The organism is Pandoraea sp. PE-S2T-3, from assembly GCF_002179965.1.
Taxonomy (GTDB): Bacteria; Pseudomonadota; Gammaproteobacteria; order Burkholderiales; family Burkholderiaceae; genus Pandoraea.
On record NZ_NGUQ01000008.1, the window covers coordinates 130,714 to 146,206 of the forward strand.

Annotated in this window: 16 protein-coding genes; 9 read left to right on the forward strand and 7 right to left on the reverse strand. The window is 63.6% G+C overall.

The annotated features are described in order from the left end of the window. Positions 1–8 precede the first annotated feature (8 nt). The 3 genes from mgtA to CDV46_RS27045 all read right to left on the reverse strand — a co-directional run bounded on the left by mgtA (position 9) and on the right by CDV46_RS27045 (position 3,628). Positions 9–2,750 (reverse strand): magnesium-translocating P-type ATPase, encoded by a 2,742-nt coding sequence (gene mgtA / locus CDV46_RS06265; protein WP_087722099.1) that lies wholly within the window; start codon positions 2,748–2,750, stop codon positions 9–11. 92 nt (positions 2,751–2,842) lie between these two features. Further along, entirely contained in the window at positions 2,843–3,022 is a 180-nt protein-coding gene (locus CDV46_RS26755) for a hypothetical protein (protein ID WP_140413309.1), read from the reverse strand. Between the two features lie 462 nt (positions 3,023–3,484). After that, positions 3,485–3,628, reverse strand: coding sequence for a hypothetical protein (locus CDV46_RS27045; RefSeq protein ID WP_176399024.1), 144 nt, complete (start codon positions 3,626–3,628; stop codon positions 3,485–3,487). Positions 3,629–3,665: 37 nt separating this feature from the next. On the opposite strand from CDV46_RS27045, the gene CDV46_RS06270 reads away from it, so the two are divergent. Continuing rightward, positions 3,666–4,268 carry a phosphatase PAP2 family protein gene (locus tag CDV46_RS06270; protein ID WP_176399025.1) on the forward strand — a complete coding sequence of 201 codons (603 nt, stop codon included), beginning with the start codon at positions 3,666–3,668 and terminating at the stop codon, positions 4,266–4,268. A 177-nt stretch (positions 4,269–4,445) separates the two neighbouring features. On the opposite strand, the gene rnk is transcribed toward CDV46_RS06270, so the two are convergent. Continuing rightward, positions 4,446–4,871, reverse strand: a complete 426-nt coding sequence (gene rnk, locus CDV46_RS06275) for a nucleoside diphosphate kinase regulator (RefSeq protein WP_058375555.1) — start codon at positions 4,869–4,871, stop codon at positions 4,446–4,448. A gap of 393 nt (positions 4,872–5,264) precedes the next feature. Here rnk and hemL point away from each other — a divergent pair, with 393 nt between their 5' ends. The 5 genes from hemL (at position 5,265) to ribD (ending at position 9,915) form a co-directional block, all read left to right on the forward strand. Continuing rightward, positions 5,265–6,569, forward strand: coding sequence for a glutamate-1-semialdehyde 2,1-aminomutase (hemL, locus tag CDV46_RS06280; RefSeq protein WP_087722101.1), 1,305 nt, complete (start codon positions 5,265–5,267; stop codon positions 6,567–6,569). A gap of 90 nt (positions 6,570–6,659) precedes the next feature. After that, positions 6,660–7,289: a LemA family protein gene (locus CDV46_RS06285; RefSeq protein ID WP_058379812.1), complete on the forward strand. Its 630-nt coding sequence runs from the start codon at positions 6,660–6,662 to the stop codon at positions 7,287–7,289. Between the two features lie 10 nt (positions 7,290–7,299). After that, on the forward strand, positions 7,300–8,265 hold the full coding sequence (locus CDV46_RS06290) for a TPM domain-containing protein (RefSeq protein WP_254915947.1): 966 nt from the start codon (positions 7,300–7,302) through the stop codon (positions 8,263–8,265). Between the two features lie 27 nt (positions 8,266–8,292). Further along, positions 8,293–8,811: a TPM domain-containing protein gene (locus CDV46_RS06295; protein WP_170935881.1), complete on the forward strand. Its 519-nt coding sequence runs from the start codon at positions 8,293–8,295 to the stop codon at positions 8,809–8,811. A gap of 6 nt (positions 8,812–8,817) precedes the next feature. Next, a complete protein-coding gene (gene ribD, locus CDV46_RS06300; RefSeq protein ID WP_087687382.1) occupies positions 8,818–9,915 on the forward strand; it encodes a bifunctional diaminohydroxyphosphoribosylaminopyrimidine deaminase/5-amino-6-(5-phosphoribosylamino)uracil reductase RibD in 1,098 nt (365 codons plus the stop codon). A gap of 93 nt (positions 9,916–10,008) precedes the next feature. On the opposite strand, the gene CDV46_RS06305 is transcribed toward ribD, so the two are convergent. From CDV46_RS06305 to CDV46_RS06315, 3 genes are read right to left on the reverse strand one after another with little or no spacing between them, the layout of a single operon-like run. Further along, positions 10,009–10,770 carry a 2-keto-4-pentenoate hydratase gene (locus CDV46_RS06305; RefSeq protein WP_058375559.1) on the reverse strand — a complete coding sequence of 254 codons (762 nt, stop codon included), beginning with the start codon at positions 10,768–10,770 and terminating at the stop codon, positions 10,009–10,011. Further along, the gene (locus tag CDV46_RS06310) at positions 10,767–11,576 is read right to left on the reverse strand and encodes a 2-keto-4-pentenoate hydratase (protein ID WP_087722102.1); all 810 of its coding nucleotides are present in this window, start codon (positions 11,574–11,576) and stop codon (positions 10,767–10,769) included. Before CDV46_RS06310 ends, CDV46_RS06305 begins: the two co-directional genes overlap by 4 nt. Beyond that, a complete protein-coding gene (locus CDV46_RS06315) occupies positions 11,576–11,785 on the reverse strand; it encodes a tautomerase family protein (protein WP_023597244.1) in 210 nt (69 codons plus the stop codon). Before CDV46_RS06315 ends, CDV46_RS06310 begins: the two co-directional genes overlap by 1 nt. A 219-nt stretch (positions 11,786–12,004) precedes the next feature. On the opposite strand from CDV46_RS06315, the gene CDV46_RS06320 reads away from it, so the two are divergent. From CDV46_RS06320 to livH, 3 genes are all read left to right on the forward strand, one after another. Next, the gene (locus CDV46_RS06320; protein ID WP_087687374.1) at positions 12,005–12,910 is read left to right on the forward strand and encodes a LysR substrate-binding domain-containing protein; all 906 of its coding nucleotides are present in this window, start codon (positions 12,005–12,007) and stop codon (positions 12,908–12,910) included. Positions 12,911–13,347: 437 nt separating this feature from the next. Then, a complete protein-coding gene (locus CDV46_RS06325; RefSeq protein WP_087687373.1) occupies positions 13,348–14,460 on the forward strand; it encodes a branched-chain amino acid ABC transporter substrate-binding protein in 1,113 nt (370 codons plus the stop codon). Between the two features lie 104 nt (positions 14,461–14,564). Continuing rightward, a complete protein-coding gene (gene livH, locus CDV46_RS06330) occupies positions 14,565–15,488 on the forward strand; it encodes a high-affinity branched-chain amino acid ABC transporter permease LivH (protein WP_087687372.1) in 924 nt (307 codons plus the stop codon). The last annotated feature ends 5 nt before the right edge of the window (positions 15,489–15,493 follow it).

Sequence of the window (15,493 nt, forward strand, 5' to 3'; positions counted from 1 at the left end):
TTGACGCCTCACTGCCAGCCGAACCGCCGTGCAAACATGCCCTTCATCATCTGCGTCAGCACGGCATAAGCGAGCAGAATCGCCGCGAGCAGCGGGAAGTACGCGAGCGGCAGCGCTTGCATCTTGAAGGTATCGGCGAACGGCGACATCGGCAGCATCAGCCCGATGAGCATCACCGCGCCGGTCATCATCAGCAGCGGCCACGCGGCGCGGCTTTGCACGAACGGAATGCGACGCGTGCGGATCAGGTGCACGATCAGCGTCTGCGAGAGCAGCCCTTCGACAAACCAGCCCGACTGGAACAGCGTCTGATGCTCGGCGCTGTTCGCGCCGAACAGATGCCACATGGCGACGAACGTCAGCACGTCGAAAATCGAACTGATCGGCCCGAAGAAAATCATGAAGCGCGACAGGTCGGCCGGGTTCCAGCGCTGTGGCTGCGTGAGTTGCTCGGGGTCGACGTTGTCGAACGGAATCGTCGTCTGCGACAGATCGTAGAGCAGGTTCTGCGTGAGCAGTTGCAACGGCAACATCGGCAGGAACGGCAAAAACGCGCTGGCGATCAACACCGAGAAGACGTTGCCGAAGTTCGAGCTGGCCGTCATCTTGATGTACTTGAGCATGTTCGCAAACGTGCGACGCCCTTCGATCACGCCCTGCTCCAGCACCATCAGGCTCTTTTCGAGCAGGATGAGATCGGCGGCCTCCTTGGCGATATCGACCGCCGTATCCACCGAAATACCAATATCGGCGGCGCGCAACGCCGGGGCATCGTTGATACCGTCGCCCATGAAACCGACGACGTGACCATTGGCGCGCAACATGCGCACGAGCCGCTCCTTGTGGGCCGGCGTGAGTTTCGCAAACACGTTGGCGCGCTCGACCGTCTGCGCAAGTTCGGCGTCGCTCACGTTTTCGATGTCGTCGCCGAGCACGCAGCCGTCGACCTTCAAACCGACTTCACGGCACACCTTGGCGGTGACCAGATCGTTATCGCCGGTGAGTACCTTGACGGCCACGCCCGAGGCGGCCAGCGCCTTGAGCGCAGGTGCGGTCGACTCTTTGGGCGGATCGAGAAACGCGATGTAACCGACCAGCACGAGCTCGCGCTCGTCGGCAATGCCGTAGCTCTCCTGCACCGGCGGCAGATGGCGTGTCGCCACTGCCACCACGCGCAGGCCCTCGGCGTTCAGGTCGGCCGTCACACGGCGCAGACGCGCAAGGACATCGGGGGTCAGCGGTTCGACGTTCGCACCGTGTTGCACGCGGTCGCACACGGCCATGACCTCTTCGACCGCACCCTTGCAGATCAACTCGTGATGCTCGCCGTTCTCGCTGACCACGACCGACATGCGACGGCGCTGGAAGTCGAACGGAATCTCGTCGATCTTGCGATAGCGGTTCACCACGTCGAGCCGCTGATGCAGTTCGCCATGGTCGAGCACGGCGACGTCGAGCAGGTTCTTCAGACCGGTCTGATAGAAGCTGTTCAGATAGGCGTACTCCAGCACGTATTCCGAGGCGTGGCCCCACACGTCGGTATGGCGCTCCAGACAAATCTTGTCCTGCGTGAGCGTGCCGGTCTTGTCGGTGCACAGCACGTCCATCGCGCCGAAATTCTGAATCGCATCGAGCCGCTTGACGATGACCTTCTTGCGCGAGAGCACGACGGCACCTTTGGCAAGCGTGGCCGTCACGATCATCGGCAGCATTTCGGGCGTGAGCCCCACGGCCACCGACAGCGCGAACAGCGACGCTTCGAGCCAGTTGTGTTTGGTGAAGCCGTTGATGAGCAGCACGATGGGCGTCATCACCAGCATGAAGCGGATCAGCACCCACGACACGCGGTTCACCCCCTGCTGGAACGACGTGACCGTGCGCTGCTGCGCCGTCACGCGCTGGGCCAGCGAGCCGAAGAACGTGCGCGCGCCCGTCGCCACGACCACCGCCGTGGCCGAACCGCTCACCACGTTGGTGCCCATGAAGGCGAGATTGTCGTAGGCCAGCGGGTTGCTGCCGCCCGCATCGCAAACATGCGCGAATTTCTCGACCGGCAAGGCTTCGCCCGTGAGTGCCGATTGCGAGATGAAGAGGTCTTTCGCGGCGAGAATGCGCACGTCGCCGGGAATCATGTCGCCCGCTGCGAGCAACACGATGTCGCCGGGCACCAGTTCGGCCAGCGGAATTTCGCGGCCCATGCGCGCCGAGCGGGCGCCTTGCCGGGTTGACGCTTCGCCAGCGATCTCAACGTCGCGGCGCAGTACGGTGGCGGTGGTGCTGACCATCGCCTTGAGCTTCTCCGCCGCCTTGTTCGAGCGCGCTTCCTGCACGAATCGCAACACCGTGGAAATGATCACCATCGTCGCGATGATGATCGTTCCCTCGGTGTCGTCGGTCGCATACGACACCGCTGCCAGAATCGAGAGCAGCAGGTTGAACGGATTGCGGTAGCAGTGGAAGAGGTGCAGCCACCAGGGCAGCGGCTTTTCGTGCTCGACTTCATTGCGGCCGACGTGCGCGCGAACGGTCGCGGCTTCGTCGTCGGAGAGCCCTTCGCGGGTCGTGCGCAGACGCACGAGCAGATCGGGGCCGGCAACGCGGGCAGCGTCGGCCAGACCTGGCGGTGCCTCGTGGCCGTGCGCCGGCGCATCGAGGGTTTCGAGCATGTCGCGACGGCGGAAGAAGCGCAGGCCGAGGCGCGCGCCGAGTACCGTCATCAGACGCTCGCTGAGCGTGAGGGTTTGTTGCATCGGAGACATCCTGAAGGATCGCGGGCGCCGGCCCCGGTCTGTCGCGACCGGGCGGCGCCCGAGGGCTGGGTTTTATTGTTTGAAGGCCCGGCTCAGCGCACCGGCGCAGCCTTGCGCGTCACCGCACGCCACCACTGGTGCAGACGCGAGCCTTGAGGGGCCTGTGCGTCGATTTGCGCTTGATGGTCGACGTGAAAGTGATGCAGGCACTCGGTGGGCAGCATCAGGGCTTGCGGATTGCTTCCGCGAAAGGTCATGGAGTAACGGAACACGGTGAATCTCCCGGCCGCACAGCACCCTCCGGCCCGGCACGCGCGGTCAGTTCGCGGTCCTGCGTGGCAGACGGTCGGCAGAAAGCGACAACCGGCGTGCGCGCGGAATGCGAACGAACCTGCGTTACGAGGCGTGAGACGGCCCGAACGGCAGACGTAAAACAAATAAGGGAGCGTGCTACGAACGACGGTCAGCTTCGGACTTGCCCTGCCCGGCTTGGCCACAATGGCAAAGCAGCAACGTGCAAGGCGATCGAAACGTACGTCAGAGGTGCGCGCCAACCCGACAAATGCGAGTTAGCGGCGGGGAGATACCCGGGGGACTAACTCGCGGTGATGGTGTCGACCTGCGTCGACCGGCAACTACCACTAGAACAACTGTCCACGGAGAAATCTCCTGAGAGCTATGACGGCGCGATTTTACCTCCGAGTGCGTCGAAAGAAAAGTGACAAATCAACGTGTTACAAAATGATGACAAAAGCGGCTTTCCTCCGCGCCGGGGTTCGTCCAGAATCTGTCATGCTTTCGTCATAAACCGCCTGCCGGCGGCCGTCGATGCGCCGGCTCAAGGGTTTCAACCCAAGTTTCAGCCAGCGTTTTGCCACGGGTCTCCGGTGCGGACTTCTCGCCCCTCGACGCCCTATGGAACAACTCAATCGCGCCCTCTTTCTGGCCATCAACGCCTCGCCGGCTGTCAGCGACGGTGAACTGGCCATTGCCATCTTTCTCGCCAAATACCTGATCCTGCTGCTGCCGGCCGGTCTCGTCATGCTCTGGCTGGCGGGCGGACGCGATCGCGAAGGCGCGGTGCACGGCCTGCTGGGCGTGGGGCTCGTCCTGCTGATCAACTTCGTGATCGGGCTGGCTTGGTTCGAACCGCGCCCGTTTGTCGTCGGTGTGGGTACCAATCTGCTGGCCCATGCGCCCACGAGCGCGTTCCCGAGCAACCATGCCTCGATCATGTTCGCGTCGGCCTTCGTGCTGATGGGCACGGCCGCTCGCTCGCCGCGCGGGCTCGGCAAGTTGCTGTTGCTGTGCGCACTGCCGGTTTGCTGGGCGCGTGTCTATCTGGGCGTGCATTGGCCGCTCGACATGCTCGGCGGGTTCTGCGTCTCGATCGTGGTCGCGCTCATCATGCGCACGGCGTCGGCACGTGAGACGAGCCGCATCGTGGCCGCCATCTTCGAAGGCATTTATCGACGCTTGCTGGCTTGGCCGATTGCGCGCGGCTGGCTGCGTCGTTAAGGCTTAAGTCGCGTAAGACGGCAAACGTTTCGCGAGAAAACAAAACGGTACGGCGGGGATGTTCGGCGGGACCTGCAAGGGCACTGCGGAAAAACTACCGGGAAACTGCGGAACTGCGGAAGAGAGTTGGGAGACTCGGGAGATCCGAATCTCCCAATGGTGCTGCGGAGATGTGATTTAGCGGTGGTACTCGCCAGCGGCTTCAGGCTGGTAATCGATGCCGAGCAATTCCAGCTCGATCAGGTGGCCGCCCGGCACTTGCCAGTGAATCGACTCACCGATACGCAGGCCGAGCAGCGCGCTGCCGACCGGGGCCAGTACCGAAATACCGCCTTCCGTGGCCGCCAGATGCTGCGGATAGACGAGCGTCACGCGATGCTCCTGCTGCGTGGCGAGATCACGGTAGCGCAACACCGAATTCATCGTGGCGACGTCGGCCGGCATTTGCTCGGGTTCGACGACACTCGCCCGGGCGAGCTCTGTTTCGAGTGCCTCCACATACGGCAATGCCGCGCGCGGGGCCTGCGCCATGAGCGCTTCGAGGCGGTCAAGGTCGAGAGTCGAGACAGTGATCGGAGGACGTTGCGAATTGACGGTGGACATGTCGATGGCCTTGTTTTTCCTTGAGCGTTGGGTAAATCGGTTGAAAGGTTGGCCTTCAATCTAACAGAAGCCCCGCGCCGCGAGAAGCCCTTGCCAGCCGGGCCGGCGCGTGCATCGGGCACCGCCACACGGGGCTCACAGGGGCTACAAGCGGGGCATATTGGCCCGAGTGGGTCCGGTTCCGATAGAATCGACGCATTCGACGCCGCTGACCGACACCTGCCCGCGCGCCCTGCATGACGCGGGTGCTGCGCGACAAATGCCGGTCATCGGCGCGGCGTATTCTCCCTCTTCAACGCCGGCGAACCGACGCCCGACGTACCGCCTGCACAGTGCACCCGCCGTACGCCGCCGCGCATCGCCCAGCCGGCCTCATCAGGTAAAGCAGAAGTCATGTCCGCACACACTACGAACGACGCCCTTTTTGAACGCGCCCAGCAAACCATTCCCGGCGGCGTGAACTCGCCGGTCCGCGCGTTTCGCTCGGTCGGCGGCACGCCGCGCTTCATCGCCCGTGCACAAGGTCCGTACATGTGGGATGCCGAAGGCACGCGCTTCATCGATTACATCGGCTCGTGGGGCCCGATGATCGTGGGTCACCTGCATCCGGAAGTGCTCGCCGCCGTGCAAACGGCCATGGCACAGGGCTTCAGCTTCGGCGCCCCGACCGAAGGCGAAGTCGTCATGGCCGAAGAAATCTGCCGTCTGGTGCCCTCCATCGAGCAGGTGCGTCTGGTGTCTTCGGGCACCGAGGCGACGATGAGCGCGCTGCGTCTGGCACGCGGCTTCACGGGCCGCAACAAGATCGTCAAGTTTGAGGGCTGCTATCACGGCCACGCCGACAGCCTGCTGGTCAAGGCCGGGTCGGGCCTGCTGACGTTTGCCGATTCGACGCGCAACGCGCCGTCCTCAGCCGGCGTGCCGCCCGAAGTAACGCGCGACACGCTCGTGCTGGAGTACAACAACGTCGAGCAACTGCGCGAACTGTTCGCGCAACAAGGCGGCGAGATCGGTGCCGTGATCGTGGAGCCGGTCGCCGGCAACATGAATCTCGTGCGCGGTTCGCGCAACTTCCTGCAAACGCTGCGTGAGCTCTGCACCGCGCACGGCGCCGTGCTGATTTTCGACGAAGTGATGTGCGGGTTCCGCGTGGGTCTGGGCGGTGCGCAGGCGCTGTACGGCATTACTGCCGACCTGACGTGTCTGGGCAAGGTCATCGGCGGTGGCATGCCGGCGGCAGCCTTCGGTGGGCGCCGCGACATCATGGCGCATCTGGCACCGCTCGGTGGCGTCTATCAGGCGGGCACGCTCTCGGGCAACCCGCTCGCTGTCGCTGCGGGCCTCGCCACACTCAAGCTGATTCAGGCGCCCGGCTTCTATGAAGACCTGTCCAAGCGCACCTCGAAGCTGGTCGCCGGTCTGGTCGACGCCGCACAAGAGGCGGGCGTGCCGTTCTCTGGCGACAGCGTCGGCGGCATGTTCGGTCTCTACTTCCGCGCCAACGTGCCCGCGAGCTTCGCCGAAGTGACCACGTCCGACGTGCCGCGCTTCAACAAGTTCTTCCATGCCATGCTCGATCGCGGCGTCTATCTGGCGCCGAGCGCGTTCGAAGCAGGCTTCGTCTCTGCCACGCACGACGACACCGTGCTCGAAGCGACCCTCGACGCCGCCCGTGCTGCGTTCAAGACCATCGCCTGAGCGGGGCGCGATCCGTGACTGCATTACCGCATTTGTTGCCGCATTACATAACGATTCACTCCTGCTAAAACAAGGACACACATCATGCTCATGCTGCTGCCGACAAAGTTCCGTCAGACGTTCGCCGCCCGTCGCGGCACGTTCGCACGCTGGCTGGCGCTGGCATTCCTCACGTCGTTCCTCTCCGCCTGCGGCTACAACGACATTCAGGTCAAGGACGAAGCCGTCAAGGCCGCGTGGAGCGAAGTCGTCAACCAATATCAGCGCCGCGCCGATCTGGTGCCGAATCTGGTGAACACGGTCAAGGGCTACGCCACGCACGAGCAGACCACGCTCACCGACGTGATCAACGCGCGCGCCAAGGCGACGAGCATTACGGTCACGCCGGAAACGCTCAACGACCCGGACGCATTCAAGCGCTTCCAGCAGGCGCAGGGCGAACTCTCGGGTGCGCTCTCGCGCTTGATGGCGGTCTCGGAGAACTATCCGAACCTGAAGGCCGATGGTCTGTTCCGCGATCTGCAATCGCAACTGGAAGGCACCGAAAACCGCATTACCGTGGCGCGCAACCGCTACATCCAGTCGGTGCAGGACTACAACGTGTACGTACGTCAGTTCCCGAACAACCTCACCGCCAAGATGTTCGGCTACGGACCGAAGCCGAACTTCACGGTCGAGAACGAGAAGGCGATTTCGACGGCGCCGACGGTCAAGTTCTGAGGATCGGGCCATGGCTGACGTCCTGATGCGTCGTTCGTTGCAATCGTGGGGCCTGTCTGGCCTCACGGCCTCAGCGCCTTCACTCGGGCGCGGGCTCGCGCGCCTGCTGTGGGCGCTGGCCCTCGCCTGTCTGTGCTGGCTGGCGCTGCCGGCCGGTGCCGAATCGCTCGTCGCGGTGCCTGCCCTCACCGCGCGCGTGACCGACCTGACCGGCACGCTCACGCCCAAGCAACGCAATGCGCTCGAGACCCAGCTCGCTCAGTACGAACAACAGCGCGGCAGCCAGATCTTCGTGCTGATGGTGCCGACGACGGCGCCCGAGACGATCGATCAGTACAGCATCCGCGTGGCCGACGCGTGGAAGGCCGGTCGCAAGGGTGTGGACGACGGCGTGATCATGCTCATCGCGAAAGACAATCCGAACGACTTGCGCAAAATGCGCATCGAAGTCGGACGCGGTGTGCAGGGCTCGCTCACCGATGCGATCTCCGGGCGTATTCTGCGCGACGTGATGGCACCGTACTTCCGCAATGGCGACTTCTTCGGCGGTCTGGCCGCCGGTGTCGCAGCGGTGGAAGCGGCGATCAACAACGAAGCGCTGCCGGCACCGCAATTGCCGTCTACGCGTGCGCCGCACTCCAATCTTTCCGACTTTCTGCCGCTGCTGTTCATCGTCTTCATCATCGCGATGGTGGTGATCATGGAAAGCCGCCGGCGCTTCAAAGGCCCGGGCCTGCCCGGCGCCCTGAGCGATCCGAACGACCCGCGCTCGCGCGTGCTGACCGGCCAGCGCGGCCGTATCGGCCCGGGTGGCTTTGGTGGCGGACTGGGTGGCGGTATCGGCGGCGGCTTAGGCGGTTTGGGTGGCCTTGGCGGCTGGGGACGCGGCGGCGGTGACGATAGCGGTGGCGGCGGTGGATTTGGCGGCGGAGGCGGCGGCGGTTTCGATGGCGGCGGCTCGTCAGGGAACTGGTGAACGGCGATGGCACACGAGGAAATCGCGATGCAACATCGGCAACACAATCTCTCGCGCTGGCTGCGCCATCTCGGCACGTGGCGCGCGCACGCCCGCTGGCTGTTCTCGGATAAGGCGCTCGATACGCTCGAAGCTGCGATTCGCGATTCCGAAGCCGATCATCGCTGCGAGATTCGTCTGGTGATCGAAGCGGCGATGCCGCTCGGCGCCGTCTGGCAGGGCCACACCTGCCGGCAGCGCGCCTTGCAGTTGTTCCGCCAGCTCGGCATTGCCCACACGGGCGACCGGACCGGCATTCTGCTTTACATCAACATTGCCGATCACGATATCGAGCTGATCGCCGACAAGGGTGTCAATGCGCTGGTGGCACCGCGCACGTGGGACACCGTGGTCGCGCAGATGAGCGCCGGTTTTCGTGACGATCAGTATGTTCCGAGCGTGCTCGACGCTCTGAACACCTTGCGCGGCATTGCGCGCGAACACCTGCCGGCGCATGCCGGCGCGGCCCCGGACAATGCCTTGACCGACCGGCCGCTGATGATCTGACGGACCATGTTCTCGGAACAGGATTTTGCTTACATGCGCCGCGCACTGGCTCTGGCCGAGCGCGGCATGTTCACCACCGCGCCGAATCCGCGCGTGGGGTGTGTGATCGTCAACGAAGGCCGGGTGATCGGCGAAGGCTTCACACAGCCGGCGGGTCAGGACCACGCCGAAGTGCAGGCCATGAAGGACGCCCGCACGCGCGGCGAATCGCTGCGCGACGCCACAGCCTACGTCACGTTGGAGCCGTGCAGCCATTACGGACGCACACCGCCGTGCGCAAAAGGCTTGATCGAAGCCGGCGTCAAGCGCGTGATCGCCGCGATGGAAGATCCGAATCCGCTCGTCGCCGGGCGCGGCCTGACGATGTTGCGCGATGCCGGTATCGAAGTGCGCTGCGGGTTGCTCGAACAGGAAGCGCGCGAACTCAATATCGGGTTTGTCGCGCGCATGACGCGTGGCACGCCGTGGGTGCGCATGAAAGTGGCCGCCAGCCTCGACGGCAAGACCGCGCTGCACAACGGCGTGAGTCAATGGCTGACCGGGCCTGCCGCACGCGCCGATGGCCATGCGTGGCGCGCCCGCGCTTGCGCGATTCTCACGGGCATCGGCACGGTGCGTGAAGACGATCCGTCGCTGACAGTGCGTGAAGTGCCGACGCCGCGTCAGCCGCTGCGCATCATCGTCGACTCGCGGCTGGATATTTCACTGACCGCCAAAGTGCTTGCCGACGGCAACGCGCTCGTGGTTTGTGCAAACGGCGACGAAGCGCGGGTGGCACGCCTGCGCGATCACGGCATCGATGTGCTCGACTTGCCCAACGCCAGCGGCAAGGTCGAACTCCCGGCGCTCATGCGCGCGCTCGGCGAGCGGCAGATCAACGAGTTGCACGTGGAAGCGGGCTTCAAGCTCAACGGGTCATTGCTGCGCGAGCACTGCGTGGATGAACTGCTGGCGTATTTCGCCCCCTGCATCGTCGGCGACGCCCAAGGCATGTTCAATCTGCCCGCGCTCACGTCGCTCGACGACAAGATCCCTCTCACGTTCTCGGACGTGCGGATGATCGAGGGCGATCTGCGCGTCATGGCGCGCATCAAGCGGACCTAAGACAACGCAACCGGCAAACGAAAAGCGGGGCGTGTCGATGCGACACGCCCCGCTTTTTCATTCAACCGCTTCGTGGTTTCGTCAGGGTGACGCTCAGACGTGGAAGCCCACGCTGCCCAGCTTTTCCATTTCAACCGACACGTACTGACCCGGCTTGATGTACTCGGCCGGCGTTGCGCCGCCTGCCATCACGATCCAGCCGGCTTGCAGCGGCTCACCGGCAGCAGCCGACAGACGTGCCGCCGCGACCAGCGAACGCAACGGATGACCGAGCAGCGCCGCCGTCGAGCCAACCTGCACCGTACGGCCGTTGATCGTCATCGCCAGCCCCAGATTCGAGAAATCCGTGCGCGGGTCGTGCCATGCGCCGATCACGAAGCCGCTCGACGAGGCGTTGTCCGCGATCACTTCCGGCAACGTGAACTTGAAGTCCTTGTAGCGCGAGTCGATGATCTCGATGGCCGGCGCAATCGCTTCGACCGCAGCCAGTGCCTGCGGGCCGGTCACGTTGCCTTCGAGCGGCTTCTTCAGAATGAAAGCGATCTCGGGTTCGACGCGCGGATGCACAAAGCGCTTGAAGTCGATGGCCGTACCCTCTTCCACTTGCATGCCCGACGTCAGACGGCCCCAGATCACGTCCGAAAGGCCCATCTGAACCATCTTGGCGCGGCTGGTGAAGCCCATCTTCACGCCGACACGCGTCTCGCCGCGCGCCGCACGCCGAGCCAGCGAAGCGGCCTGAATGGCGTACGCGTCGTCGAGCGAGAGGCGGTTGTCGGTATCGAACTGTTCGACCTCGTGCGCATGATGCGCGGCGTCGTCGAGCAGCTTGGCGTAATCCTGAATATGGCTCATCGTGCGGCCTCGCTGGCGGGTTCAAACACGGCGCGGACCGAGCCCAGGCCGTTGATACGGGTCTCGAAGATGTCGCCCGGCGTGACGGCCGCCATCGGGCCGAGTGCGCCGGAGAGCACCAGATCGCCCGCCTTGAGCGGCGTGCCCACGGCGGCCATCGTGCGGGCCAGCCACACCACCGCGTTGATCGGGCTGCCCAGACACGCGGCACCGGCGCCCACGGAGACGGGTTCGCCGCGACGCTCCATCACCATGCCGCACAGGCGCACGTCGAACTCGGAGAGCTTCTTCGGCGTGTTGCCGAGCACATAGGCCGACGACGAGGCGTTGTCGGCAATGGTGTCGGTGATGCGGATATTCCAGTCGGCCACGCGGCTGCCCACGATTTCGAGTGCGGGCAACGCATATTCGATGGCGTTCAGCACATCGAGCTGGCCCGGGTTCTCGACATTCAGATCGCGCCCGATCACGAAGGCGATCTCGGCTTCGATCTTCGGCTGCGTGAGAATCGACGCGGGAATCGGTTCGCCGTCGCCAAAGCCCATGTCGTCGAACAACAGGCCGAAGTCGGGCTGGTCCACGCCAAGCTGCTTTTGCACGGCCACCGACGTCAGGCCGATCTTGCAGCCAACGATGCGGCGACCCGCAGCGAGACGGCGCTCGGTGTTAATGCGCTGGATGGCATAGGCATCTTCGATCGACAGCGGCGCGAAAGTCTCGCGCAGCGGGGCGATGAAGTGGCGTGACCGTTCGGCTTCGACGAGGGCGTCGGCGGCCGCTTGCAAACGTTGCTTGTCCGTCGCCATTACGCGCCCGCCTTGGCCGGTGCGGCCGGCTCGTCCTTGGTGCGCTCACCCACGGCCCAGTGGGCGGCGGGGACCTGCGTCGCATAGACGCGAATCGATTCGAGCGGTGCGCCAAGCGTCTCGTGCACGGTACGTGCCACGGCCTTGACGCAGGCTTTCACGGTGGCGTCGTCGCGACCTTCCACCAGATTGATATGTACGATAGGCATGACCCTGTCCTCGGAAATTGCCGCATTGATGCTGTAACTCGTCGCTATAACGCGCAGCTGAAACGAGCGGCTTCGACGGGCAATGATGCGCGCGCAACGAGATACCGTCCAATACCGTTTTTCCAGAATCTGATACCTTTTCGGTATTGAGTTTGGATTGAGCGTTGAGGCTGACATCCGCCATGAAGGCGGCCAATGCCCATCGCGACAGGGGTATTCATGGACATCAAGCAGATGCGGTACTTCCTCGCTGTGGCCGAGGAAGGCAATTTCGGACGCGCCGCCGAGCGGCTGAACATGGCGCAGCCACCGCTCACGCGGCACATTCAGGCGCTCGAAGCGCAACTGGGCACGCAGTTGTTCGTGCGCACCCCCAAGGGCGCGACGCTCACGGCAGCGGGCGAAACGCTGCTCGCCGAGGTGCCCAACATCCTGTCGCTTGCCCGGCGCGCGGAAGAACAGACGCGTCTGGCCGGCGAAGGCTATATCGGGCGGCTCGACGTCGGTATCTTCAGCTCGGGCATTCTCAATGTGATTCCGCGCCTGCTGGCCAACTTTCACACCGCCCGGCCCGAGGTGAAGATCGGGCTGCATAACCTGTCGAAAGCCGAGCAGATCGCCGCGCTTCGCGAGCGCCGTATCGCTATCGGTTTCAACCGCCTGATTCCGGACGAGCCCGACATCGCCGTCGACTGGATTCATCGCGAGCCATTTCTCGTGGCGCTCTACGAAGGGCATCCGCTATGCAAGCGAACTTCGCTCTCGCTCGCCGATCTCGATAACGAACGGATGATTCTTTATCCGAACGCACCGATGCCGGGCTTAGCCGAAGAAGTGACGGCGGCGTTTCGTGCGGAGGGGGTGACGCTGCGCGTCGAACAGGAGGCGGAGGACGTGGTGACGTCGATCGCGCTAGTGGCGAGCCGCTTCGGTATTTGTGTGACGACCGAGTCCGCGGCGAACCTGCGCCTGCCCGGTGTGGTGTACCGGCCGCTCAAGTCGCAGCGCCTGCGCTCCATTGAACTGAACTGCATGTACCGGCGCGACGACACGTCGCCGATTCTTGCCGCATTTCTGGCGCTGATCCGGCAGTCGAGAAATCAACGGCACGCGCTGACGATGTGAGGCTGCGACGGGTGATGTCCGCACTGAAAACCAGGCCGCTGAAATATACGCAATCGGATGCAAAGTAAAAACTTTGGATTTCATCGGCGAGCGGATTGTATCCAAAATGTCCTGATGTCCTAGGGCGTCTCGTAAATCATCGTGGCCCCGATTTGTGCGGCAAGTCGAAATGCTGCGCTGCACCCATCTGCGTAGTACTACGGAGTGTCCTTGTGACGCCTCCGATATTCGTCATCCGACCCCTTTGAAATCCTTTATCCATGCGGGTCTCCAGCCCCCTTGGGATAGTGGTTCCAATTGGACTCCGTATTACGCTAACATGGCGCATCGTTCGCACCTCATGGGGTGGGAATGATCGAATAAACAGGTTCAGCAGTCGCTTAAGACCACCGCACGCCCGGGTAGTCAAAAAAATACAAATCAAGGAGATGTCCACAATGCAGTTCCGTCACAAATCCCTGTTCGTCGCCGCTGCGCTCGCCTTCATTGGTACGGCTGCCAATGCCGAGACCGTCAAAATCGCCATCGCCGGTCCGTTCAGCGGCTCGGTTGCCCAATACGGCGACATGGTCAAGGCCGGCGCGCTGACCGCCATTGAAGAAATCAATGCGGCCGGTGGCGTCAACGGCAACAAGTTTGAAGCGGTCATGATGGACGATGCATGCGAGCCGAAGCAGGCCGTCGCCGTCGCCAACAAGATCGTCAGCCAGAAGATCAAGTACGTGATCGGTCACGTGTGCTCGGGTTCGACGATTCCGGCATCGGACATCTACGAAAACGAAGGCGTGGTGATGATCACCCCGTCGGCCACGGCCCCGCAACTGACCGAAGGCAAGAAGCGCCACTTCATCTTCCGCACGATCGGTCGTGACGATCAGCAAGGCCCGGCGGCTGCCCAGTACATCATCAACAAGGTCAAGCCGAAGAAGGTTGCCGTGCTGCACGACAAGCAGTCGTACGGTCAGGGCATCGCCACCTCGGTGAAGAAGGACCTCGACGCGGCCAAGATTCCGGTCGTGCTGTTCGAAGGCATCAACGCCGGCGACTCGGATTACTCGGCAGTCATCACCAAGCTCAAGGCGCAAGGTGTCGACTTCGTGTACTTCGGCGGCTACCACCCGGAAATGGGTCTGCTGCTGCGCCAGGCACGTGAGCAAGGCGTGAAGGCCACGTTCATGGGACCGGAAGGCGTGGGCAACAAGGACGTGACGGCTATCGCCGGCCCGTCGTCGGAAGGCATGCTGGTCACGCTGCCGGCCGACTTCGCTGCCGACCCGGCCAACGCGAAGCTGGTGAAGGCATTCGCCGACGCCAAGCGGGATCCGAACGGCCCGTTCCAGATGCCGGCTTACACGGGCGTGCAACTGATCGCCAAGAGCATTGCCGGCGCGAAGAGCACCGACTCGGAGAAGGTTGCCGACTACCTGCACAAGAACACGTTCGACACGCCGATCGGCAAGGTGTCCTACGATGCAGCCGGCGATCTGAAGTCGTTCAAGTTCGTCGTCTACACGTGGCACAAAGACGCGACCAAGACGGCCGCCAACTGATTCCCTGACGCTTTAAAGGCCAGCGAATCACCCCCTGCCGCCCGCCGATTCCGGCGGGCGGCGCGCATTCGCGCTCGGCCCCCGCACGTCGCGAGGCTTCCCGCATGAACGAATTTTTCCCACAGCTCGCCCAGCAACTGGTCAATGGCCTGACGCTGGGTGCGATCTACGCGTTGATTGCCATTGGCTACACAATGGTCTACGGCATCATCGGCATGATCAACTTTGCCCACGGCGAGATCTATATGATCGGTGCCTACGTCGGGCTTGTCACACTGACTGCGATCGGTACGTCGGCGGGTTATCCCCTGCCCCTCGTGCTGGGCGCAGCGCTGCTGGTAGCGGTGCTGATCACGGGCCTTTACGGCTTCGCGATCGAGCGGGTGGCGTATCGCCCGCTGCGCGGCGGCCCCCGCCTCGGACCACTGATCTCCGCGATCGGTATGTCCATCTTCCTGCAAAACTACGTGCAGATCGGTCAGGGCGCGCGTGACGTGTCCGTGCCGATGCTGATCTCGGGCTCCATCGATATTCCGATGGGCGACTTCACCGTGACCATTCCGTACGCCCGCATGCTGATCATGGGTGTCACGCTCGCGTTGATGATCGCGCTCACGCTGTTCATCGCCAACTCGCGCATGGGCCGTGCCTGCCGCGCGTGTGCCGAAGACATGCGCATGGCCAACCTGCTCGGCATCGATACGAATCGCGTGATCTCGTTCACGTTCATCCTCGGCGCCATGCTCGCGGCCGTGGGCGGCGTGCTGATCGGCCTGACCATCGGCAAGCTCAATCCGTATATCGGCTTCATTGCCGGCATCAAGGCCTTCACGGCCGCAGTGCTCGGCGGTATCGGCAGCGTTCCCGGCGCCATGCTGGGCGGCGTGCTGCTGGGGCTGGCGGAAACGCTCGCGTCGGGCTACATGCCCTCCGAGTACAAGGATGTCGTGGCCTTCGGCCTGCTGGTGCTGGTGCTGCTGTTCCGCCCGACCGGCCTGCTGGGCAAGCCTGACATCGAGAAAGTCTGAGGTCG